Genomic DNA, 15947 nt, shown 5'->3' on the forward strand with positions numbered 1-15947 from the left:
TTTCTCGTGCGCTTATTTTTATTGGTATGTGTACTTTTTAAAATTGACGCGCGATAAGTTTTGTGATGTTTACTCCCTGCCAAGGTCAGGGACGGGAGGGCCTGCCTGCCTGGTTGCAAACGTTGAAGGCCCGCCGTTTCCAAGGGAGGAAACCATGAACATGCCCCGCATTCTCAAAACTCTCGTCGCCGGCACCGCGCTCACATTGCTGGCGTCCGGCGCCTTCGCCGACGGCATCGGCGCATCGCTCCTGACCCAGCAGCACCCGTTCTACATCGAGCTCGCCGAGGCGATGAAAGCCGAAGCCAAGGAGAAGAACGTCGCGCTCGAGGTGGCGATCGCCAATCAGGACCTCAACAAGCAGCTCGCCGACGTCGAGGACTTCATCGTCAAGGGCGTTGATGTGATCGTCATTTCGCCTGTCGACAGCCAGGGCGTACGCGCCGCCATCGCAAAGGCGGAAAAAGCCGGCATCAAGGTGATCACCGTCGACGTTCCCGCCAATGGCGCGACGGTGACGTCGCATATCGGCACCGATAATTTCACCGGCGGCGTGAAGGCGGGCGAGCTCATGGCCGAGGTTCTCGGAAACAAGGGCAAGGTCGCCATTATCGACTATCCGACCGTTCAGTCGGTGGTCAATCGCGTCAACGGCTTCAGGGAGGCGATCGCCAAGCATCCGGAAATGGAGATCGTCGCGACCCAGACGGGCATCACCCGCGCCGAGGCGCTTGCTGCCGCACAGAACATGCTGCAGGCCAATCCCGACATTACCGGCATTTTCGGTTTCGGCGACGATGCGGCCCTTGCCGCGGCCGTTGCCGTCAAGGCCGCCGGACTGGAATCGCAGGTCAAGGTCATCGGTTTCGACGGCATGAAGGAAGCGCGCGATGCCGTCGATGGCAATCCGGTGATGGTCGGCGTGATCCAGCAATTCCCGGACCAGATGGGCAAGCAGGCGATCGACACCGCCGTAAAGGTCGTCGCCGGCGAGACGGTACCGGCCGAGCAGCCGATCGTACCGGGCGTCTATACCGGGAAATAGGTCCCTCCCAGGACGGCTGCCGCCTCGGGGCGGCGGCATACCACGAGCGTATCCGGCGCATGGTGCCGGATACGCTCCGGTCCGGCTGAAGGAGGCCCGCCATGCATGGTTCCGCTACGGATACCATTCTCAAGATCACCGATGTCACCAAATCCTTCGGGCAAGTCGCCGCCCTCAAGGGGATGCGGCTCGAAGTCCGGCGCGGCCGGGTGCATACGCTGCTCGGCGAAAACGGCGCCGGCAAATCGACATTGATGAAGATTCTCGCCGGCGTGCACGGGGCAACGTCAGGAGAGATCGTTCTCGACGGGCAGGCCTACCGGCCCGCCAACCCGCAGGAGGCCGCCTCCCTCGGGCTGGCGATCGTCTTCCAGGAATTGAGCCTCTGCAACAATCTGACGGTCGCTGAGAACATTCTCGCCACGCGCGAGCCGCGCCGTTTCGGCTTCATCAACGACAAGGCGCTCGTCGCGAAGGCGCACCGGATCGTAGCCGACCTCGGACTTCCCATCGACGTGACGGAGAAGGTCGGCAATCTCTCGATCGCCCAGCGACAGCTCGTCGAGATCGCCAAAGGCCTGAGCCATGATGCCAAGGTTGTCATTCTGGACGAGCCGACTTCCTCGCTCAGCGACAGCGAGGCCGAGATCCTCTTCGAGATCATCGGCCGGCTGAGGAAGCGCAATGTCGCGATCATCTATATTTCGCACCGCATGGAAGAGATCATGCGGCTCAGCGACGACATCACCGTCATCAGAGACGGCGAATATGTATCCACGCATGCGCGCGACGAGGTCACCATCGAGACGCTGATCGCGTTGATGGTCGGGCGCCGCATGGACGAAATCTACCCGCCGGCGGTGCATCATGTGGCGGCGGACAGGGCCCCGGTCCTTGCGGTCGACCGGCTGACGCGCGAAGGCGAGTTTCAGGACGTCTCCTTCGACGTGCGCGCCGGTGAAATCCTCGGCTTCTTCGGGCTTGTCGGTTCGGGCCGCTCGGAGGTGATGAACGCGCTCTTCGGCATGAAGAGCGCCGCAGGCACGGTGCGCCTCGATGGCGAGGTCGTGCGGTTCCGTTCCCCGGACGAGGCCATCGCCCGCGGCGTCGGTTTCGTGACGGAGAACCGGAAGGAAGAGGGCCTCGTCCTCGGCCATAGCGTCGAGTGGAACATATCCATGGCGGCTCTCTCAGACTTCGCCGGAGGGTTGGGCTTCATCCGCAACGGGGCGGAGCGGGCGGCGGCATCCGAACAGGTCGGGAAGCTCTCGATCAAGACGAACTCGCTGGAAACGCCGGCGGGGGCGCTCAGCGGCGGCAACCAGCAGAAGATCGTGCTCGCCAAATGGCTGCTCACGCGACCCAAGGTGCTGATCCTCGACGAGCCGACCCGCGGCGTCGACGTCGGCGCGAAATTCGAGATCTACAAGATCATCCGCCAGCTGGCGGCCGAGGGAACGGCAATTCTGCTGATCTCCTCCGACCTGCCCGAAATCCTGGGAATGAGCGACCGCGTGGTCGTCATGCATGAGGGCGCGCCCGGCGCCACGCTTGAAGGCTCTGCCCTCACTCCAGAGACGATCATGGCTCACGCGACAGGTTTTCAATCATGACACAGAACACAGCAGCCAAAGCCGCCCTGGTTCGGGCTCTCAAGCAATATGGCGGCATCTTCCTTTCGCTGGTGATGCTCTGCATCGTCTTTTCCTTCTTCAACCCGCGCTTCATGACGGTTGTCAACTTCATGAACATCCTGCAGCAGGTCGCCGTTGTCGCGATCGCTGCCTTCGGGATGACATGGGTGATCCTGCTCGGCGAGATCGATCTTTCCGTCGGTTCGATTATCGCGGTGGCAGGAATGGTCGGGGCGCAATGCTTTGCCTTCGGAATGGGTTTTGTGCCGGCAATCGCATTGACGCTCGCCGCCGGCGCCCTGATGGGAATGTTGAACGGGGTGCTGACGGCCAAGCTGCTCTTGCCGTCCTTCATCGTCACGGTCGCGACCATGGGTATCTACTCGCGGCATGGTCAGCCTGCCCACCAACGGCGCGCCGGCCATGATCGAGAACGAAACCTGGACCGCAATCGGCACCGAGAGCTTCCTGGGACTGCCGATCATCATCTGGGTCGTCGCCGTCCTCTTCGTCATCAATCAGATCGTGCTCAGCAAGACGAGCTTCGGCCGGCGCGCCTATCTGACCGGCGGCAACCGTGAGGCGGCCGTCTACTCCGGTATCAAGGTCGACCGGCTGAAGATCCTGATCTTCATGATCTCCGGCGTGATGGCGGCCATCAGCGGCGTGCTGCTTTCCTCCGGCCTGTTTTCCGCACAGACCAATGCGGGCATGAGCTACGAGCTTGACGCCATCGCCGCGGCCGTTCTCGGCGGCACCAGCCTTGCGGGAGGCGTCGGAACCATGGTCGGCACGCTGATCGGCGCGCTCATCATCGGCGTGATGAACAACGGCATGAACATGCTCTCCGTCCCCTACTTCTACCAGCTGATCGTCAAGGGACTGGTGATCCTCGTCGCTGTCTGGCTCGACGTCCGTGCCAAGCAGGCAAAGCGCTGAACCCCGTCACGAGTGATATCCACATGCATAAGATACTGACGATCGGCGAGATTCTCGTCGAGATCATCGCGACCGAGAAGGGTGACGGGTTCCGCCAGGCGACGCCGCTCATCGGCCCCTTCCCTTCAGGTGCACCGGCCATCTTCATCGACCAGGCCGGCAAGCTCGGTCAGCCATGCGCGATCATCTCCCGCGTCGGAGGGGATGATTTCGGCACGGTCAACCTCGAACGCCTCAAGGGCGACGGCGTCGACATTTCGGGCATCGAGGTCGATCCGCTCGCCACGACCGGCAGCGCCTTCGTCCGCTACCGGCCCGATGGCAGCCGCGCTTTCGTCTTCAACATCCGCGACAGCGCCTGCGGCAAGATCACGCTCGACGACCGAATGACCCGGCTCGTCGGCGAATGCAGCCACATCCATGTCATGGGCTCGTCGCTCTACGCGCCGAGCGTGGTCGAGAGCATTCTCGCCGCGATCAGCACCGTTAAGGCCGGCGGGGGCACCGTCTCCTTCGATCCGAATCTTCGCCCCGAAATCCTAAAAAGCCCCGGTATGCGCGAGGCGCTGCTTACGGTGCTCGCCGAGACCGACCTCTTCCTGCCGAGCGGAGACGAACTCTTCCTCTTCACCGAAGCAACGACGGAAAGTCAGGCGGTCGCGGAACTCCTCGCATCCGGCATCAAAGCCGTCGTCGTCAAACGCGGCGCCGCAGGCGCCAGCTATTTCGATGCGGTGACGGCGCTCTCCCTGCCGGGCTTCCGTGTCGAGGAGGTCGATCCGACCGGGGCCGGCGATTGCTTCGGAGCCACCTTCGTCAGCTTCTGGCTCAACGGGGCGAGCCCTCGCGAGGCCCTTGAATTCGCCGCCGCTTCCGGCGCCCGCGCCGTCATGCATTTCGGCCCGATGGAAGGCGCTTCGACACGCGCGGAACTCGAACGATTCATCAGCGAGCAACAGGCCTGATCATGCAAGAGAACCATCTCATCGACATCGCCCGATGGAGCGAGCGTCCCGGTCCGCGCGGCATACCGTCGATCTGTTCCGCGCACCCGCTCGTCATCGAAGCCGCCATGCTGCGAGCGCGCCGGGAGAAAACGCCGGTGCTGATCGAGGCGACCTGCAACCAGGTCAATCAGGACGGCGGCTATACCGGAATGACGCCTGAGGATTTCACCCGCTTCGTCGGCGCCATCGCCGACCGGATCGAGTTCCCCCGGGAGAAGATCCTGCTCGGCGGCGACCATCTCGGCCCCAATCCCTGGAAGCATCTCCCCGCCGACGAGGCGATGGCCAAGGCAGAGGCGATGATCACGGCCTATGCGAAAGCCGGCTTCACCAAGCTGCATCTCGACACCAGCATGGGATGCGCCGGCGAACCGACGGCGTTGCCCGATGCCACGACGGCGGCCCGCGCGGCGCGGCTGGCGGTCGTCGCCGAGGATGCCGTCGGCGGCCGTGGGGGCGTACTCCCGGTCTACATCATCGGCACCGAAGTCCCGATACCGGGCGGCGCGCTCGAGGAGCTAGACACCCTCGAGGTGACTGCTCCCGAAGCTGCCATCGAGACCGTGCGCGTCCATCGCGCGGCGTTCGAGGAGGCCGGCGCCGCCGGGGCCTTCAGCCGCGTCGTGGGCGCCGTCGTCCAGCCGGGCGTGGAATTCGGCAACGAGAACGTCATTGCCTATGATCGTGCCAGGGCCGAAAAGCTCAGCGCCACTCTGGGCCAACTTCACGGGATGGTCTTCGAGGCCCATTCCACCGATTACCAGACGCCGGATGCGCTTCGCGAACTGGTGGCCGACGGCTTCGCGATCCTGAAGGTCGGACCCGGCCTCACCTTTGCTCTTCGCGAAGCCCTCTACGGCCTCGACCAGATCGCTGCCTTTCTCTTTCCGGCTGCGCGTGAGCGGACGCTTGCCGAAGTCACGGAAGCGGTGATGCGCGAGGAACCGGCGAACTGGGCAAAATACTACCACGGCACGGCGGAAGAGCAGCGCCTCCAGCGGCATTTCTCCTATAGCGACCGCATACGCTACTACTGGCCGCATCCGAGGGCCGCTGCAGCCGTTGACGAACTCATGTCTCTGCTCGACGGCGTCGCGATCCCGGAAACGCTGGTCAGCCAGTTTCTCGCCGGCAGCTACGCGCGCGTTCGCAATGGCGAGGTCGCGCCGCAGGCCAAGCCGTTGGCACTTGCCGCCGTCGACGCTGTTCTGCAGGATTATTTCGCAGCGTGCCGGGTCTAGATCAAGAGTTAGAGCGGGATGCGGGCGGAAAACCGCGCACACTTTTCCTCAACCCGCTCTAGCGGAAGCGCCGTGATCGGTGAATATTCCGGAAGAACAAATCAGATGAGCGGGGACGCTTCGACCGTGACGAGACAGATCAAGACGATGGAGGATTTTTCGGAGTTCGTCGGCCTGTCGCGCCCCACCGTCTCCAAATATTTCAACGATCCCTCATCGGTCCGGAAGAAGACGCGCGACGCCATCGAGGCGGCGATAAAGCAGTCGGGTTTTCGGCCGAACATCTTCGCCGTCAACCTGAACCGCCGCCGCACCAATATTCTCGGGGTCATCGTGCCCAACTCGACGGACCCGTTCTACATGGCGCTGACGCGCCGCATCGAGCACATTGCCGATCAGGCCGGTTTCCTCGCCTTCGTCCTTTCCTCGGACGGCAGGCCCGAGATGGAAGAACGGGCGATCGAAACCTTCAAGTCGATGAACGTCGCCGGCGCGATCATCGCGCCGCTCGGTGTTCAGTCGCATCACCAGAAGCTGAGTGCGCTGGGACAAAGCATCCCGCTGATCTATGTCGACTCGCCGCTCGACGACAGCTCCTCCTTCGTCGGAACCGACAACCGGCAGAGCTTCAGGCTGATGGTCGATTATCTCTGCCGTTCGGGCGGGCCGCCCTGCTATCTCGGCATGCCCCCGGTCAACAACAACGCCATGGCGCGCCAGGACGCTTATGTCGAGGCCATGCGGCAACTGAAGATGAAACCGGAGGTCGTGGAGACGACGGCATATGCCTCCTGGGACTTCGAGAAGTTCGGCTTCGACGAGACGCTCCGCATCCTGTCCAAGGGCGGTTTCCCGACGCAAACCGTTCTTTGCGCCAACGACCGCGTCGCCTTCGGCGTCATTGCGGCTGCGTTTCAGTCGGGCCTCAAGGTCGGGCGCGATGCCGACAGTGATCTGAGGGTCGCCGGCCACGACGACCATCCCTTGTCCCGCTACACCTGTCCGCCACTGACGACGGTCGCGCAGAACTACAACGAAATCGGCAGGCTGGCGATCGAACTGCTCCTGTTCAAGCTCGGCGAAACATCCGGCAACGGCGAAGCCTTTCGGGAGGACGAACGCATTTTGCTTAGCGCGGAGATCATGTTGCGCGGTTCGGCTTAGATATCACCTGAACTGTGCGCATGGCGCAAGCGCGAGTGCTCCCGAACCGGTCCACAGGACACCCGTCAGGGCCAGGACTGTCAGAAGGCGTTCCGCACGGATCAGGAAGGGCTGGTCGTCTCCCTGGTCGGCACAGCGCAGCGCTTGCGCGAGCTTTTCCGGAAACGAGAAGGCCAGCAGGAGTGCTCCGGCCGCGGCGAGTGTGGCCACAACGATGGATCCCGGAACGATGGCCGTCGCCCACGGTCCCCCGGCGGCGCATGCCACGGCGTGGAAGGTGTAGACAGCAAGCAGATGTCCGCCCCAAAGGATCGGCCCGGCCAGAAGAAAGAGAATTGCGCCGGCGATGGGTGGTTCGCGGACTGGATCGTTCATGACGCACCTATCCGATCAGCCGCGGGAAGCCGTGAATCAGTCCGAGGCCCAGCAGCGACTGGGCGACGGTGTAGTGATAGAGCAGCGCGTAGCTGTCGTAGGTCACCCGCCGGACGGCATCCAGCTTCCCGGCCAGATGCCGCGCCATCGCGAACAGCCCCATGATCACCAGGGCGAAGACGAGTTGAGCGAAGAGAACGGCGCCGAGATAAACCATGGCTCCGTAGGCGTTCCCCTCGGGGCTCAAGCCGGTCGCCAAGTGTCCCCGGAGTTCAAGTGCGAACGCACCCGTCAGGCAGGCGAGCGAAAGAAGCAGAGCGACCGACATTGCCACGCGCGACGCCGAGAACACGCCCAGCCTGCGGCTGACAAGCCATAGGATACCCGAGCCGGCGAGAAGCAGCGCCGCGGACCCCAAGGGCCAGCCAAGCGGCGGTGGTTCCGGGGAACCGATCGGTGCCCAGACCTCCGGCGAGACGACCCAGAGGAACAGGTAGGAAAAGACATAGGCGAGATAGAGGGACGCCGCAACGAACATCAGGACCACCATCGCCCACCAGGAGTGCGACGTCGGGCCGCTCATATAGGTGGGAAGACGGACGCCCTTGGCGATTTCGATGATGCCTTTCGAAGGCCCGGGGTCGAGCCCCCAGGCCCAGACTAGGATGAAGGCGATGGCGAGAACTCCGCAGATGGTCGCGATCGTCACCATCTTGACCGTCAGCAGCAGGAAGAACGCGGCCGTGAAGACGGCCGCGAGGAAAGGCGGCCAGCCGGGACCGGGCATCTGGATGACATATTGCGGACGGGCATGGATCGGCGAGGTCACGATCGTTTCTCGCCAGCCGGTCGGAGCGTTTGGAAGATAGTGATGGCCGTCGCGTACCTCCTGAGGGAGGCTCGGCCGGTCCCAGAGCGGTTCGCGACTGGTAATGTGGGGAATGCTTCGGGTCGAGTAGACGTCGTTCGGCAGCCATTCCAGTGTGCCCGCGCCCCAAGGGTTCTCCTGAGGCCCATTCCCGAGGCGAAACTTCGCAGCGAGATCCACCAGAAAGACGAGAACGCCGACGGCAAGCACATAGGTCCCCACCGTGGAGATGAGGTTCAGCGTGTCCCAGCCCATTTCGCCGGGATAGGTCCAAACTCGCCGCGGCATTCCTCTGAGTCCGGTCAGATGCATCGGCAGGAACGTCACGTTGAAGCCGATGAAGATCAGCCAGAACACCCACCGGCCCAGCCGTTCCGAGAGCATCCGGCGGCTGAAGAGCGGCATCCAGTAATAGATCGCCGCAAACAGCGGAAATACGAAACCGCCGATCAGCACGTAGTGGAAATGTGCAACGACGAAATAGGTGTCGTGTACCTGATGATCGAAGGGCACCATGGCCACCATGACGCCGGTAAGCCCGCCAAGGGTGAAAATGAACAGGAAGCCGAGAATGAACAGCGATGCGGTCGTGATCCGGAAGCGCTCCCGTCCCGCAGCGATGGTCGCGATCCAGGAAAAGACCTGAATGCCCGAGGGAACGGCGACCGCCATGCTGGCGGCGGAGAAGAAGGCGAGGCTCAGCGCCGGAATGCCTGTCGTGAACATGTGGTGGACCCAGAGCCCGAAGCTGAAAAACCCGGTGCCGATCAAGGCGACGACGATCAGGTGATAGCCGACGAGCGGTGTGCGGGCCATCGTCGGTACCATCATCGAGACGAGGCCCGCGGCCGGAAGGAAGATGATGTAGACTTCCGGGTGCCCGAAGAACCAGAAGAGATGCTGCCAGAGCAGCGGATCTCCCCCGAGTGCGGCTGTGAAGAAGGGCCATCCGAACGCCCGCTCGATCTCCAGCATCATCGTCGCCAGGATCACCGCCGGGAAGGCGAACATGATCATGCTGGCGAAGATCAGCATCGTCCAGGCGAAGATCGGCATCTTGGCGAGCGACATGCCCGGCGGCCGCGTCCTCAGCGCGCCAACGACGATCTCCACTGCCCCGGCGATCGCCGAAATCTCGATGAAGCCGATGCCGAGCAGCCAGAAATCGGCGTTGTCACCCGGCGAATACTCCATGAGCGTCAGCGGCGGATACATGAACCAGCCGCCTTTCGGCGCGAGGTCGTAGAAGATGGTCGAGAAGAAGACCAGCCCGCCGACCACATAGGCCCAGATGGCGAAGGCGCTGAGGCGCGGAAAGGGCAAGTCGCGCGCCGCCAGCATCTGCGGCAGCAGCATGACGCCGAGCGCCTCGACCGCCGGCACCGCAAAGAGGAACATCATCGTCGTGCCGTGGACCGTGAACATCTGATTGTAGAGGTCCTGGTCGACGAGGCGATTGTCGCCGAGGGCGAGCTGCGTGCGCATGATGACGGCCAGCAGACCGGCCATCAGGAAGAAGAGAAACGCGACGCCGAGATAGAGAAGACCGATCACCGTATTGTTGACAGCCGTCACCAGCCGCCAACCGCGCGGCGTCGCCCAGATGCGCTCCAGTTCGCGGACCTCGCCTTCGGGCCGGGGATCGGGATTTGGCAGTTCCATCATCCGCCTCCACCGCCAGTGTCGCGCAGGAAATAGAGGACGACCAGCCCCGCCAGGTAAACGCTGAGGACCGCAAAGGAGTCGTAACCCATCCTGAGGATTGTCCGGTCCCGCCGTTCGACCAGTCCAATGAAGAAGATCGCCGTGACCGTGATCGCGATCAGCGCTGCGAACGCCTCGAAGCGCCCGGCGCCGTTCATCACCGCGTCGGCACCTCCGGTGACATCGATGATGAAAAGAAGGGAGAGATCTATGAGGTTCGTGCCGAAGATGTCCGACATGGCCATGGTATAGAGGCCGGCACGCGTGGCGCTGAACACCGTGCTGACTTCCGGCAGCGACGTGGCAATCGCCACGAGGACCGCACCGATGAAGCTCTGGCCGAGTCCGGTCGCTTCGGCGATCGCGTCTCCCGAACGCGACAGCAGATAGCCTGCGACGATGATGACGGCGCCGCAGCCCGCAGTCGCCCAGCCCACCTCACGCAGCGATTTCTTCTTGCTGTCCTCGGCCTCCTTCCGCGCCCTCTCTTCCTCCTTCTCCGGCGTGACCTCCTCGTCATTCGCTATCCAGGGCCTGTCGCGCTGCGTCCGTGACAGGACCCACATGCCGAAGCCCGTGACCGCTGCAAGCAGCCACATCCACACGCCCGAGAAAAGCACCGGCACGTCGCCCACCACGATCGAGGCAGCGACGATCGACAGGAGAAGGATTTTGAAGCCGCCCTGCAGCATGACGACCGGGTCGGGAATGACCGAGGTCAGTGCCCGCCGGCCGATCAGCATGTCGGCAAGGGCGAGGATCGCCACCTGCATGGCGATGCCGCCGAGGATGCTGTTGACCGCGAGACTGGCGTCACCGCTGAGCGACGAGGTCACGCCTACCGCCAGCTCCGGCAGGGAAGTGATGCCGCCGAGAAGCACGACGCCAATGAAAGCTTGGCCTACTCCCGTCTTCTCGCTGATCGCATTGGCATAACCAGTGATTTTGACTCCTGCCATCCAGACTGCCACGGCCGCCCCCGCGAAAATCGCGAGATTCAGCCAAAGTCCAAGGCCGGCGAAGTCAAGCATAGGTCACCTCAACTGGTCCAGATAGGCGGCGAGCTGCCGCAATTCGTCGTCGGTGAAGATTTCGAATGGCGGCATCAGATTTTCCGGCTTCACGTGCTGGCCGTCGCGGATCCAGCGGACGAAGGCGGCGACGTCGTTTTCGAGCGTGGCGGCGGCAAGCGAGTGCCGGCTGCCCACATGCGTGAGGTCGGGGCCGATCGTACCCCGGGCATCAGTGCCGCGGACCCGGTGGCATGCGGCGCAGCCGGAGGAGAGGAAAAGCGCCTGCCCTGCGGCCTGATCCTGTTTCGCAGCCGAGGCGTCGCCGGCTTCGCCTGCGAGCCAGGACGAAAACTGGTCTTCCGGCATGGCGATCACGTAAAAGGACATGAAGGCATGTGGCCCGCCGCAATACTCCGCACATTGACCGCGACTGATACCGGCCTTCGTCGCTTGAAGCGTCAGCGTGTTGGTATGGCCGGGGATCATGTCGAGCTTTCCGGCGAGCCGCGGCACCCAGAAGCTGTGAATAACGTCTGCCGACGTCAGTTCCAATTCCACCGGCCGCCCGACAGGTAGCCGGATTTCGTTGGCGCTCTCGATGCGACGTCCGGTCTCGTCCACATAGGTCACCCGCCACCACCAGCGCTCGCCCACGACCTCGATGCGCAATGCGCCCTGCGAGCGGGCCTCGGTGGTACCAGGTGACATAAGGTAGAAGCCGTAAATCAGCAGGACGCTCAGAGCCAGGATCGGGAAAACGAGACCGCCCCCGATGACTATCCTTTCGCCCGCGATGCGGGCACGCCAGCGCTCGCCGCCGAAAAGCGCGACCGCCGTGATCAGGCAGACCGCGACGAGAATGGCGGTCGAGAAGAGGACCAGCAGCCAACTGAGCGTGCCGATGCGCTCGGCTTCCGCGCCGGAAGGATCGAGGGCGGACTGCAGCCCGGCGCAGCCCTGCAGCGCTAGAGAGCTCGCCGCCGCGAAATATCGGGCGAGCCTCATCGGTTCACCTCCGTCATCGGAGCGGTGGCGCTTCCCGGAGGCAGTGAACCCAGATAGGCAGCGACGTCTTCGATCTGCGCTTCGTCCAGTGCGCCGGCAACCGCCGTCATGATCCTCCCATAGGGGGTCCCGATCCGCCCTCCGCGCCGCCAGAGCCGTATCTGCTCCTCTATGTACTCGGCATGCTGGCCGGCGAGCACCGGAAACTGCTGCGATTGACGTCCGGAATGGCAGCTCAGGCAGGCCGGTACGCCCTGATGCGCGATGCCGCGATTGGCAATGGCTTCGCCACGCCTGAGTTGCTCGGGATCAGGAGGGGCCGATTGATTTCCGGCGGTTGGCCGAAGCGCGGAATAATGCGCTGCCAGCTCCCGCATGGCGTCCTCCGACAGAAGGTCGGCGACCGGTTCCATGGCACCGCTCGGGCGGGTCCCCTTCGCATATTCCTGGAGGCTGCGCAGGAGATAGGCTTCCGGTAACCCCGCCAGCCGCGGGATATGGTCGCCGTTCGTGCCTGTGCCTTCGCGTTCATGGCAGCGCCCGCAGGCGGTCAATGCGCTGCCGCCCACGGATCGCTCATCGCTACTGGCCTGGCTGCGCGTGAGGCCTGCCAGTTCGGGATAATTGCCTGCCGTTGCGGGCAGGCTCGCGAGGAATGCCGTGACGGCCCAGACCTCGTCGTCGCGCCGTGTATTCGGCCATGCGGGCATGCCGGTATATTTGAGGCCGTGCTTGACGATCCAGAAGATCTCCTCCGGCGGGCGGCGCTTGCCGATGTCCATCAGATCCGGAGGCGGGGGCAGCATGCCGCTGACGATCGGGTTTATCTCTTCGCCGGGGCGGTTGTGGCACGCTACGCACGCACCTTCGAAATGGGATGCGCCGAGTCGGATCATGCCGTCGTCATCGAGCGGCGGAACCTCGATCGTAAAGCTTCGGTTGGCGATCGATCGTTCGCGGATCAGCGTCAGGATCCAGGTCGTAATCCGCAGATGGTCCTTGGAGGCCGCGACGTTGTAGACCCCGGACCAGACGAACACGACGCCCGCGGCCACGAGCAGCACGGCGCCGAGCACGGCGATTTTCGCAACGGCCGTCCAGTGCAGGTTTCTCAGGTCCACGCTGCTGCACCTGTTCTGGATCCGGCCTCGTCTCTCTCCATCGTCAGAAGCCAGCGCGCGGCAATCACGATCCCTGCGAGAACATAGGTCACCGGACAGGCGACCAGCATGATAAGCCCCGCGAGCTGCTGATCGGCCAAAGAGGCGCTCACGGCTCCGGTCGCATGTGCCGCGTGGGATGCAGCGAAAGCGGGGTAGAGCGCTCTCGGCGCGAAGACGAAGAGCACGGCGAGAAGACAATAGAGCTTGCCGGTTATCAGAAGGGCGACGATCGGTTGCCAGGAGCGTTGACCATGAAGACGCAGGACCGCCCGCCAGAATAGGAATGCGGTCAGGAACAGGCTGGCATTCATCAGCAAATGAACCGTGGGAAATTCCAGTGCCCGGTTGAGAGAAGGCGGCGCATGCCAGGCCCAGAGGGCGGCGATCTGCGCAAGTGTCGCAAGCGCCAGGGCTCGCCCGGCGATTTCCCGCCGCTGCGGCCGAACCCGCGCCATTGCGAATGCAGCCAGGGGCGCGGCGAGGTTCATCAGCAGGATGTGCACTGCCATATGCGTCGCCAACGGCCCCATCACTCCCCCTAGTCCTCCGAGCGGCTGACCCAAGACCGCTACGGTCAGGTTTCAGAAAGGTCGCCGGCGAAGGCGACCGGTCGAAACACGGCATCGAGTTACTGTGTCGCAAGGCGAAACTGTTTGGGGTGCTTCATGGTTCCAATCCGCACCTCCTGTGGTTGCGAAGCCGGCCGAGCCGCCCGACGCGACCGCTCACGGAACAAATAGGCAGGCCCGAGGTTTCAACCGTCGACCGAACAGGAGGCGCCGATGAGCCTGAATTCCGCATCGACTGCCGCGACCGCCACCACCCCGGTCCATTCGTTGCTCGTGCCGTTTCCAGTCGTCTGTTTTACGCTCGCCCTTCTGACCGATATCGCCTTCTGGCAGACGGGACATATCATGTGGCAGAACTTCTCCGCCTGGCTGCTCTTTGCCGGTATCATCGCCGGCGTGATCGCCGGTCTCGCCGGTGTGTTGGAGTTCCTGTTTCGAAGGGAGCGACGCAGGCAAGGGGCGGTTTGGCTCCATGTCGTCGGCTACATCCTCGTCTTCGGCCTCGCCTTCGTCAACAACCTCGTCCATGCCGCCGATGGCTGGACGGCTGTGGTGCCCTACGGGTTGATCCTCTCCGCGGCGACGGTGCTTCTGACGATCCTCTTCGCTTTGCTTGGCCGCGCCACCTTCCCTCGCAGGCAATCCGGAGTGAGCGGTTATGAATAGCTCTGCCTTCTTGGGTGCAAGATTCCTCATCGGAACCGGCCTTCTCCTCCTGGCGCTCGCAGGCTGCAGCGATGACGGCGCGGATTTCGATGTTTCTCAGCAGATCGGCCCCGATCCGGTCCTGCCGGAAACGACATCGGAGCTCATGCCGGACATGAAAGTCGCCGAGGTCGTCGGCTGGCAGGACGGCAAGACACCGAGCGTCCCCGACAATCTCGTCATTGCCGCCTACGCGAAGGACCTTGCCAATCCGAGGACCGTCCATACGCTGCCGAACGGCGACGTTCTCGTCGTTCAATCGCGCGAACCCTCGGGCAAGCCGATAGAGCGTCCGAAGGACATGATCCGAGGTTGGGTCATGTCCATGGCCCATGGCGGTGGTGCCGGACCCGAAAAGGAAAGCAACCTGATCACGCTGCTCCGCGACACCGATCGCGACGGAACGGTGGACGAACGCCACGACCTGCTGACAGGGCTCCATTCTCCTTTCGGAGTTGCGTGGCACGACGGAACGCTTTACGTGGCGGCAGCCGATGCAATCCTTGCCTACCCCTACCAGCTCGGGCAGGCGGAGATCACCGGCGAGCCGCGGGTTCTTACGCCCCTTCCGGGTGGCCCGATCAACCATCACTGGACCAAGGACCTGGCCCTCAGCCCCGACGGGCGCTACCTCTATGCCTCCGTCGGCTCCAACTCGAACGTAGCCGAGCGCGGGCTCGAGGCCGAGAAAGGCCGTGCTGCAATCTGGCAGGTAGATCGGGAAACGGGTGCGGCCCGCGTCTTCGCGTCCGGCCTGCGCAACCCGAACGGGCTGATCTTCCATCCCGAGACCGGCGTGCTCTGGACGGTCGTCAACGAGCGTGACGAACTGGGGCCGAATCTCGTGCCGGACTACATGACTTCGGTGCAGGAAGGCGCCTTCTACGGCTGGCCATGGAGTTATTTCGGCGCCCATGTGGACGAGCGGGTCCATCCGCCGCGGCCGGACATGGTCGAGAAAGCGATCCCGCCGGACTACGCCCTTTCCAGCCACGTCGCCGCCCTGGGTCTGGTCTTCTCCAACGGCTCCGCCTTGCCGGAGCCCTTCGCCAACGGCGCCTTCATAGGCGAGCACGGGAGCTGGAACCGCAGCAGCTTCAACGGTTACAAGGTCGTCTATGTCCCCTTCGAAAGCGGCCGGCCGGCAGGAAAGGCTCAGGACGTCGTGACCGGCTTCATCGAAGGCGATCAGGCACGCGGTCGTCCGGTCGGCGTAGCGATCGACGGGACCGGAGCGCTGCTCGTTGCCGACGACGCCGGCAACACCGTCTGGCGCGTCGCCGGAGCCGACGGCAGGGTGACGCCGGGCCCTGTCGGTACGGACGGTCAGAGGGATAGCCCGGTCACCAGCGAAGCCAGCCCACCGGCGGGTGAGACAGGAGGAACAGCCGGAGGGGCCGCTCCTCCCGCAGCTGGTGCCACGCCTCCGGAGCCGCCGCAGACCGATGTCGCGCCCGCTACTCTGCCGAGGGCTACGGAACAGGGATCACCGGAGCAACAGCAATAATCCGCGAT

Annotated in this window: 13 protein-coding genes and 1 pseudogene; 8 read left to right on the top strand and 6 right to left on the bottom strand. The window is 63.7% G+C overall.

What is annotated here, in order from left to right:
* Positions 1-154 precede the first annotated feature (154 nt).
* From M1D34_RS20405 to M1D34_RS20430, 6 genes and pseudogenes are all read left to right on the top strand, one after another.
* Positions 155-1045 carry a substrate-binding domain-containing protein gene (locus tag M1D34_RS20405; RefSeq protein WP_498784041.1) on the top strand — a complete coding sequence of 297 codons (891 nt, stop codon included), beginning with the start codon at positions 155-157 and terminating at the stop codon, positions 1043-1045.
* Between the two features lie 101 nt (positions 1046-1146).
* Complete coding sequence (locus M1D34_RS20410; RefSeq protein WP_498784042.1) at positions 1147-2658, top strand: sugar ABC transporter ATP-binding protein; 1512 nt, start codon at positions 1147-1149, stop codon at positions 2656-2658.
* Positions 2655-3618, top strand: a pseudogene (locus M1D34_RS20415) (ABC transporter permease). The gene M1D34_RS20410 and the pseudogene M1D34_RS20415 overlap by 4 nt, the downstream one beginning before the upstream one ends.
* Positions 3619-3641: 23 nt before the next feature.
* Positions 3642-4583, top strand: coding sequence for a tagatose kinase (locus M1D34_RS20420; RefSeq protein ID WP_498784043.1), 942 nt, complete (start codon positions 3642-3644; stop codon positions 4581-4583).
* A 2-nt stretch (positions 4584-4585) separates the two neighbouring features.
* On the top strand, positions 4586-5866 hold the full coding sequence (locus tag M1D34_RS20425; protein ID WP_498784045.1) for a D-tagatose-bisphosphate aldolase, class II, non-catalytic subunit: 1281 nt from the start codon (positions 4586-4588) through the stop codon (positions 5864-5866).
* 105 nt (positions 5867-5971) lie between these two features.
* Entirely contained in the window at positions 5972-7030 is a 1059-nt protein-coding gene (locus M1D34_RS20430; RefSeq protein WP_003532415.1) for a LacI family DNA-binding transcriptional regulator, read from the top strand.
* A 3-nt stretch (positions 7031-7033) separates the two neighbouring features.
* On the opposite strand, the gene M1D34_RS20435 is transcribed toward M1D34_RS20430, so the two are convergent.
* The 6 genes from M1D34_RS20435 to M1D34_RS20460 are packed head-to-tail and all read right to left on the bottom strand — an operon-like array spanning position 7034 to position 13688.
* Positions 7034-7405: a hypothetical protein gene (locus M1D34_RS20435; protein ID WP_498784048.1), complete on the bottom strand. Its 372-nt coding sequence runs from the start codon at positions 7403-7405 to the stop codon at positions 7034-7036.
* Positions 7406-7412: 7 nt separating this feature from the next.
* Positions 7413-9935: a cytochrome c oxidase subunit I gene (gene ctaD / locus M1D34_RS20440; RefSeq protein ID WP_498784050.1), complete on the bottom strand. Its 2523-nt coding sequence runs from the start codon at positions 9933-9935 to the stop codon at positions 7413-7415.
* Positions 9935-11008: a sodium:calcium antiporter gene (locus M1D34_RS20445; protein ID WP_017275096.1), complete on the bottom strand. Its 1074-nt coding sequence runs from the start codon at positions 11006-11008 to the stop codon at positions 9935-9937. The genes ctaD and M1D34_RS20445 overlap by 1 nt, the downstream gene beginning before the upstream one ends.
* Positions 11009-11011: 3 nt before the next feature.
* Entirely contained in the window at positions 11012-11995 is a 984-nt protein-coding gene (locus M1D34_RS20450) for a cytochrome c oxidase subunit II (protein WP_498784052.1), read from the bottom strand.
* On the bottom strand, positions 11992-13116 hold the full coding sequence (locus tag M1D34_RS20455; protein ID WP_498784054.1) for a c-type cytochrome: 1125 nt from the start codon (positions 13114-13116) through the stop codon (positions 11992-11994). Before M1D34_RS20455 ends, M1D34_RS20450 begins: the two co-directional genes overlap by 4 nt.
* On the bottom strand, positions 13107-13688 hold the full coding sequence (locus M1D34_RS20460; protein WP_498784056.1) for a cytochrome c oxidase assembly protein: 582 nt from the start codon (positions 13686-13688) through the stop codon (positions 13107-13109). The genes M1D34_RS20455 and M1D34_RS20460 overlap by 10 nt, the downstream gene beginning before the upstream one ends.
* A 252-nt stretch (positions 13689-13940) precedes the next feature.
* Here M1D34_RS20460 and M1D34_RS20465 point away from each other — a divergent pair, with 252 nt between their 5' ends.
* Together M1D34_RS20465 and M1D34_RS20470 are read left to right on the top strand one after the other, a co-directional pair.
* Positions 13941-14393 carry a DUF2231 domain-containing protein gene (locus M1D34_RS20465; RefSeq protein ID WP_498784058.1) on the top strand — a complete coding sequence of 151 codons (453 nt, stop codon included), beginning with the start codon at positions 13941-13943 and terminating at the stop codon, positions 14391-14393.
* A complete protein-coding gene (locus tag M1D34_RS20470; RefSeq protein ID WP_498784060.1) occupies positions 14386-15939 on the top strand; it encodes a PQQ-dependent sugar dehydrogenase in 1554 nt (517 codons plus the stop codon). Before M1D34_RS20465 ends, M1D34_RS20470 begins: the two co-directional genes overlap by 8 nt.
* Positions 15940-15947: the final 8 nt, after the last annotated feature.

It is taken from the genome of Ensifer sp. D2-11 (genome assembly GCF_054161295.1).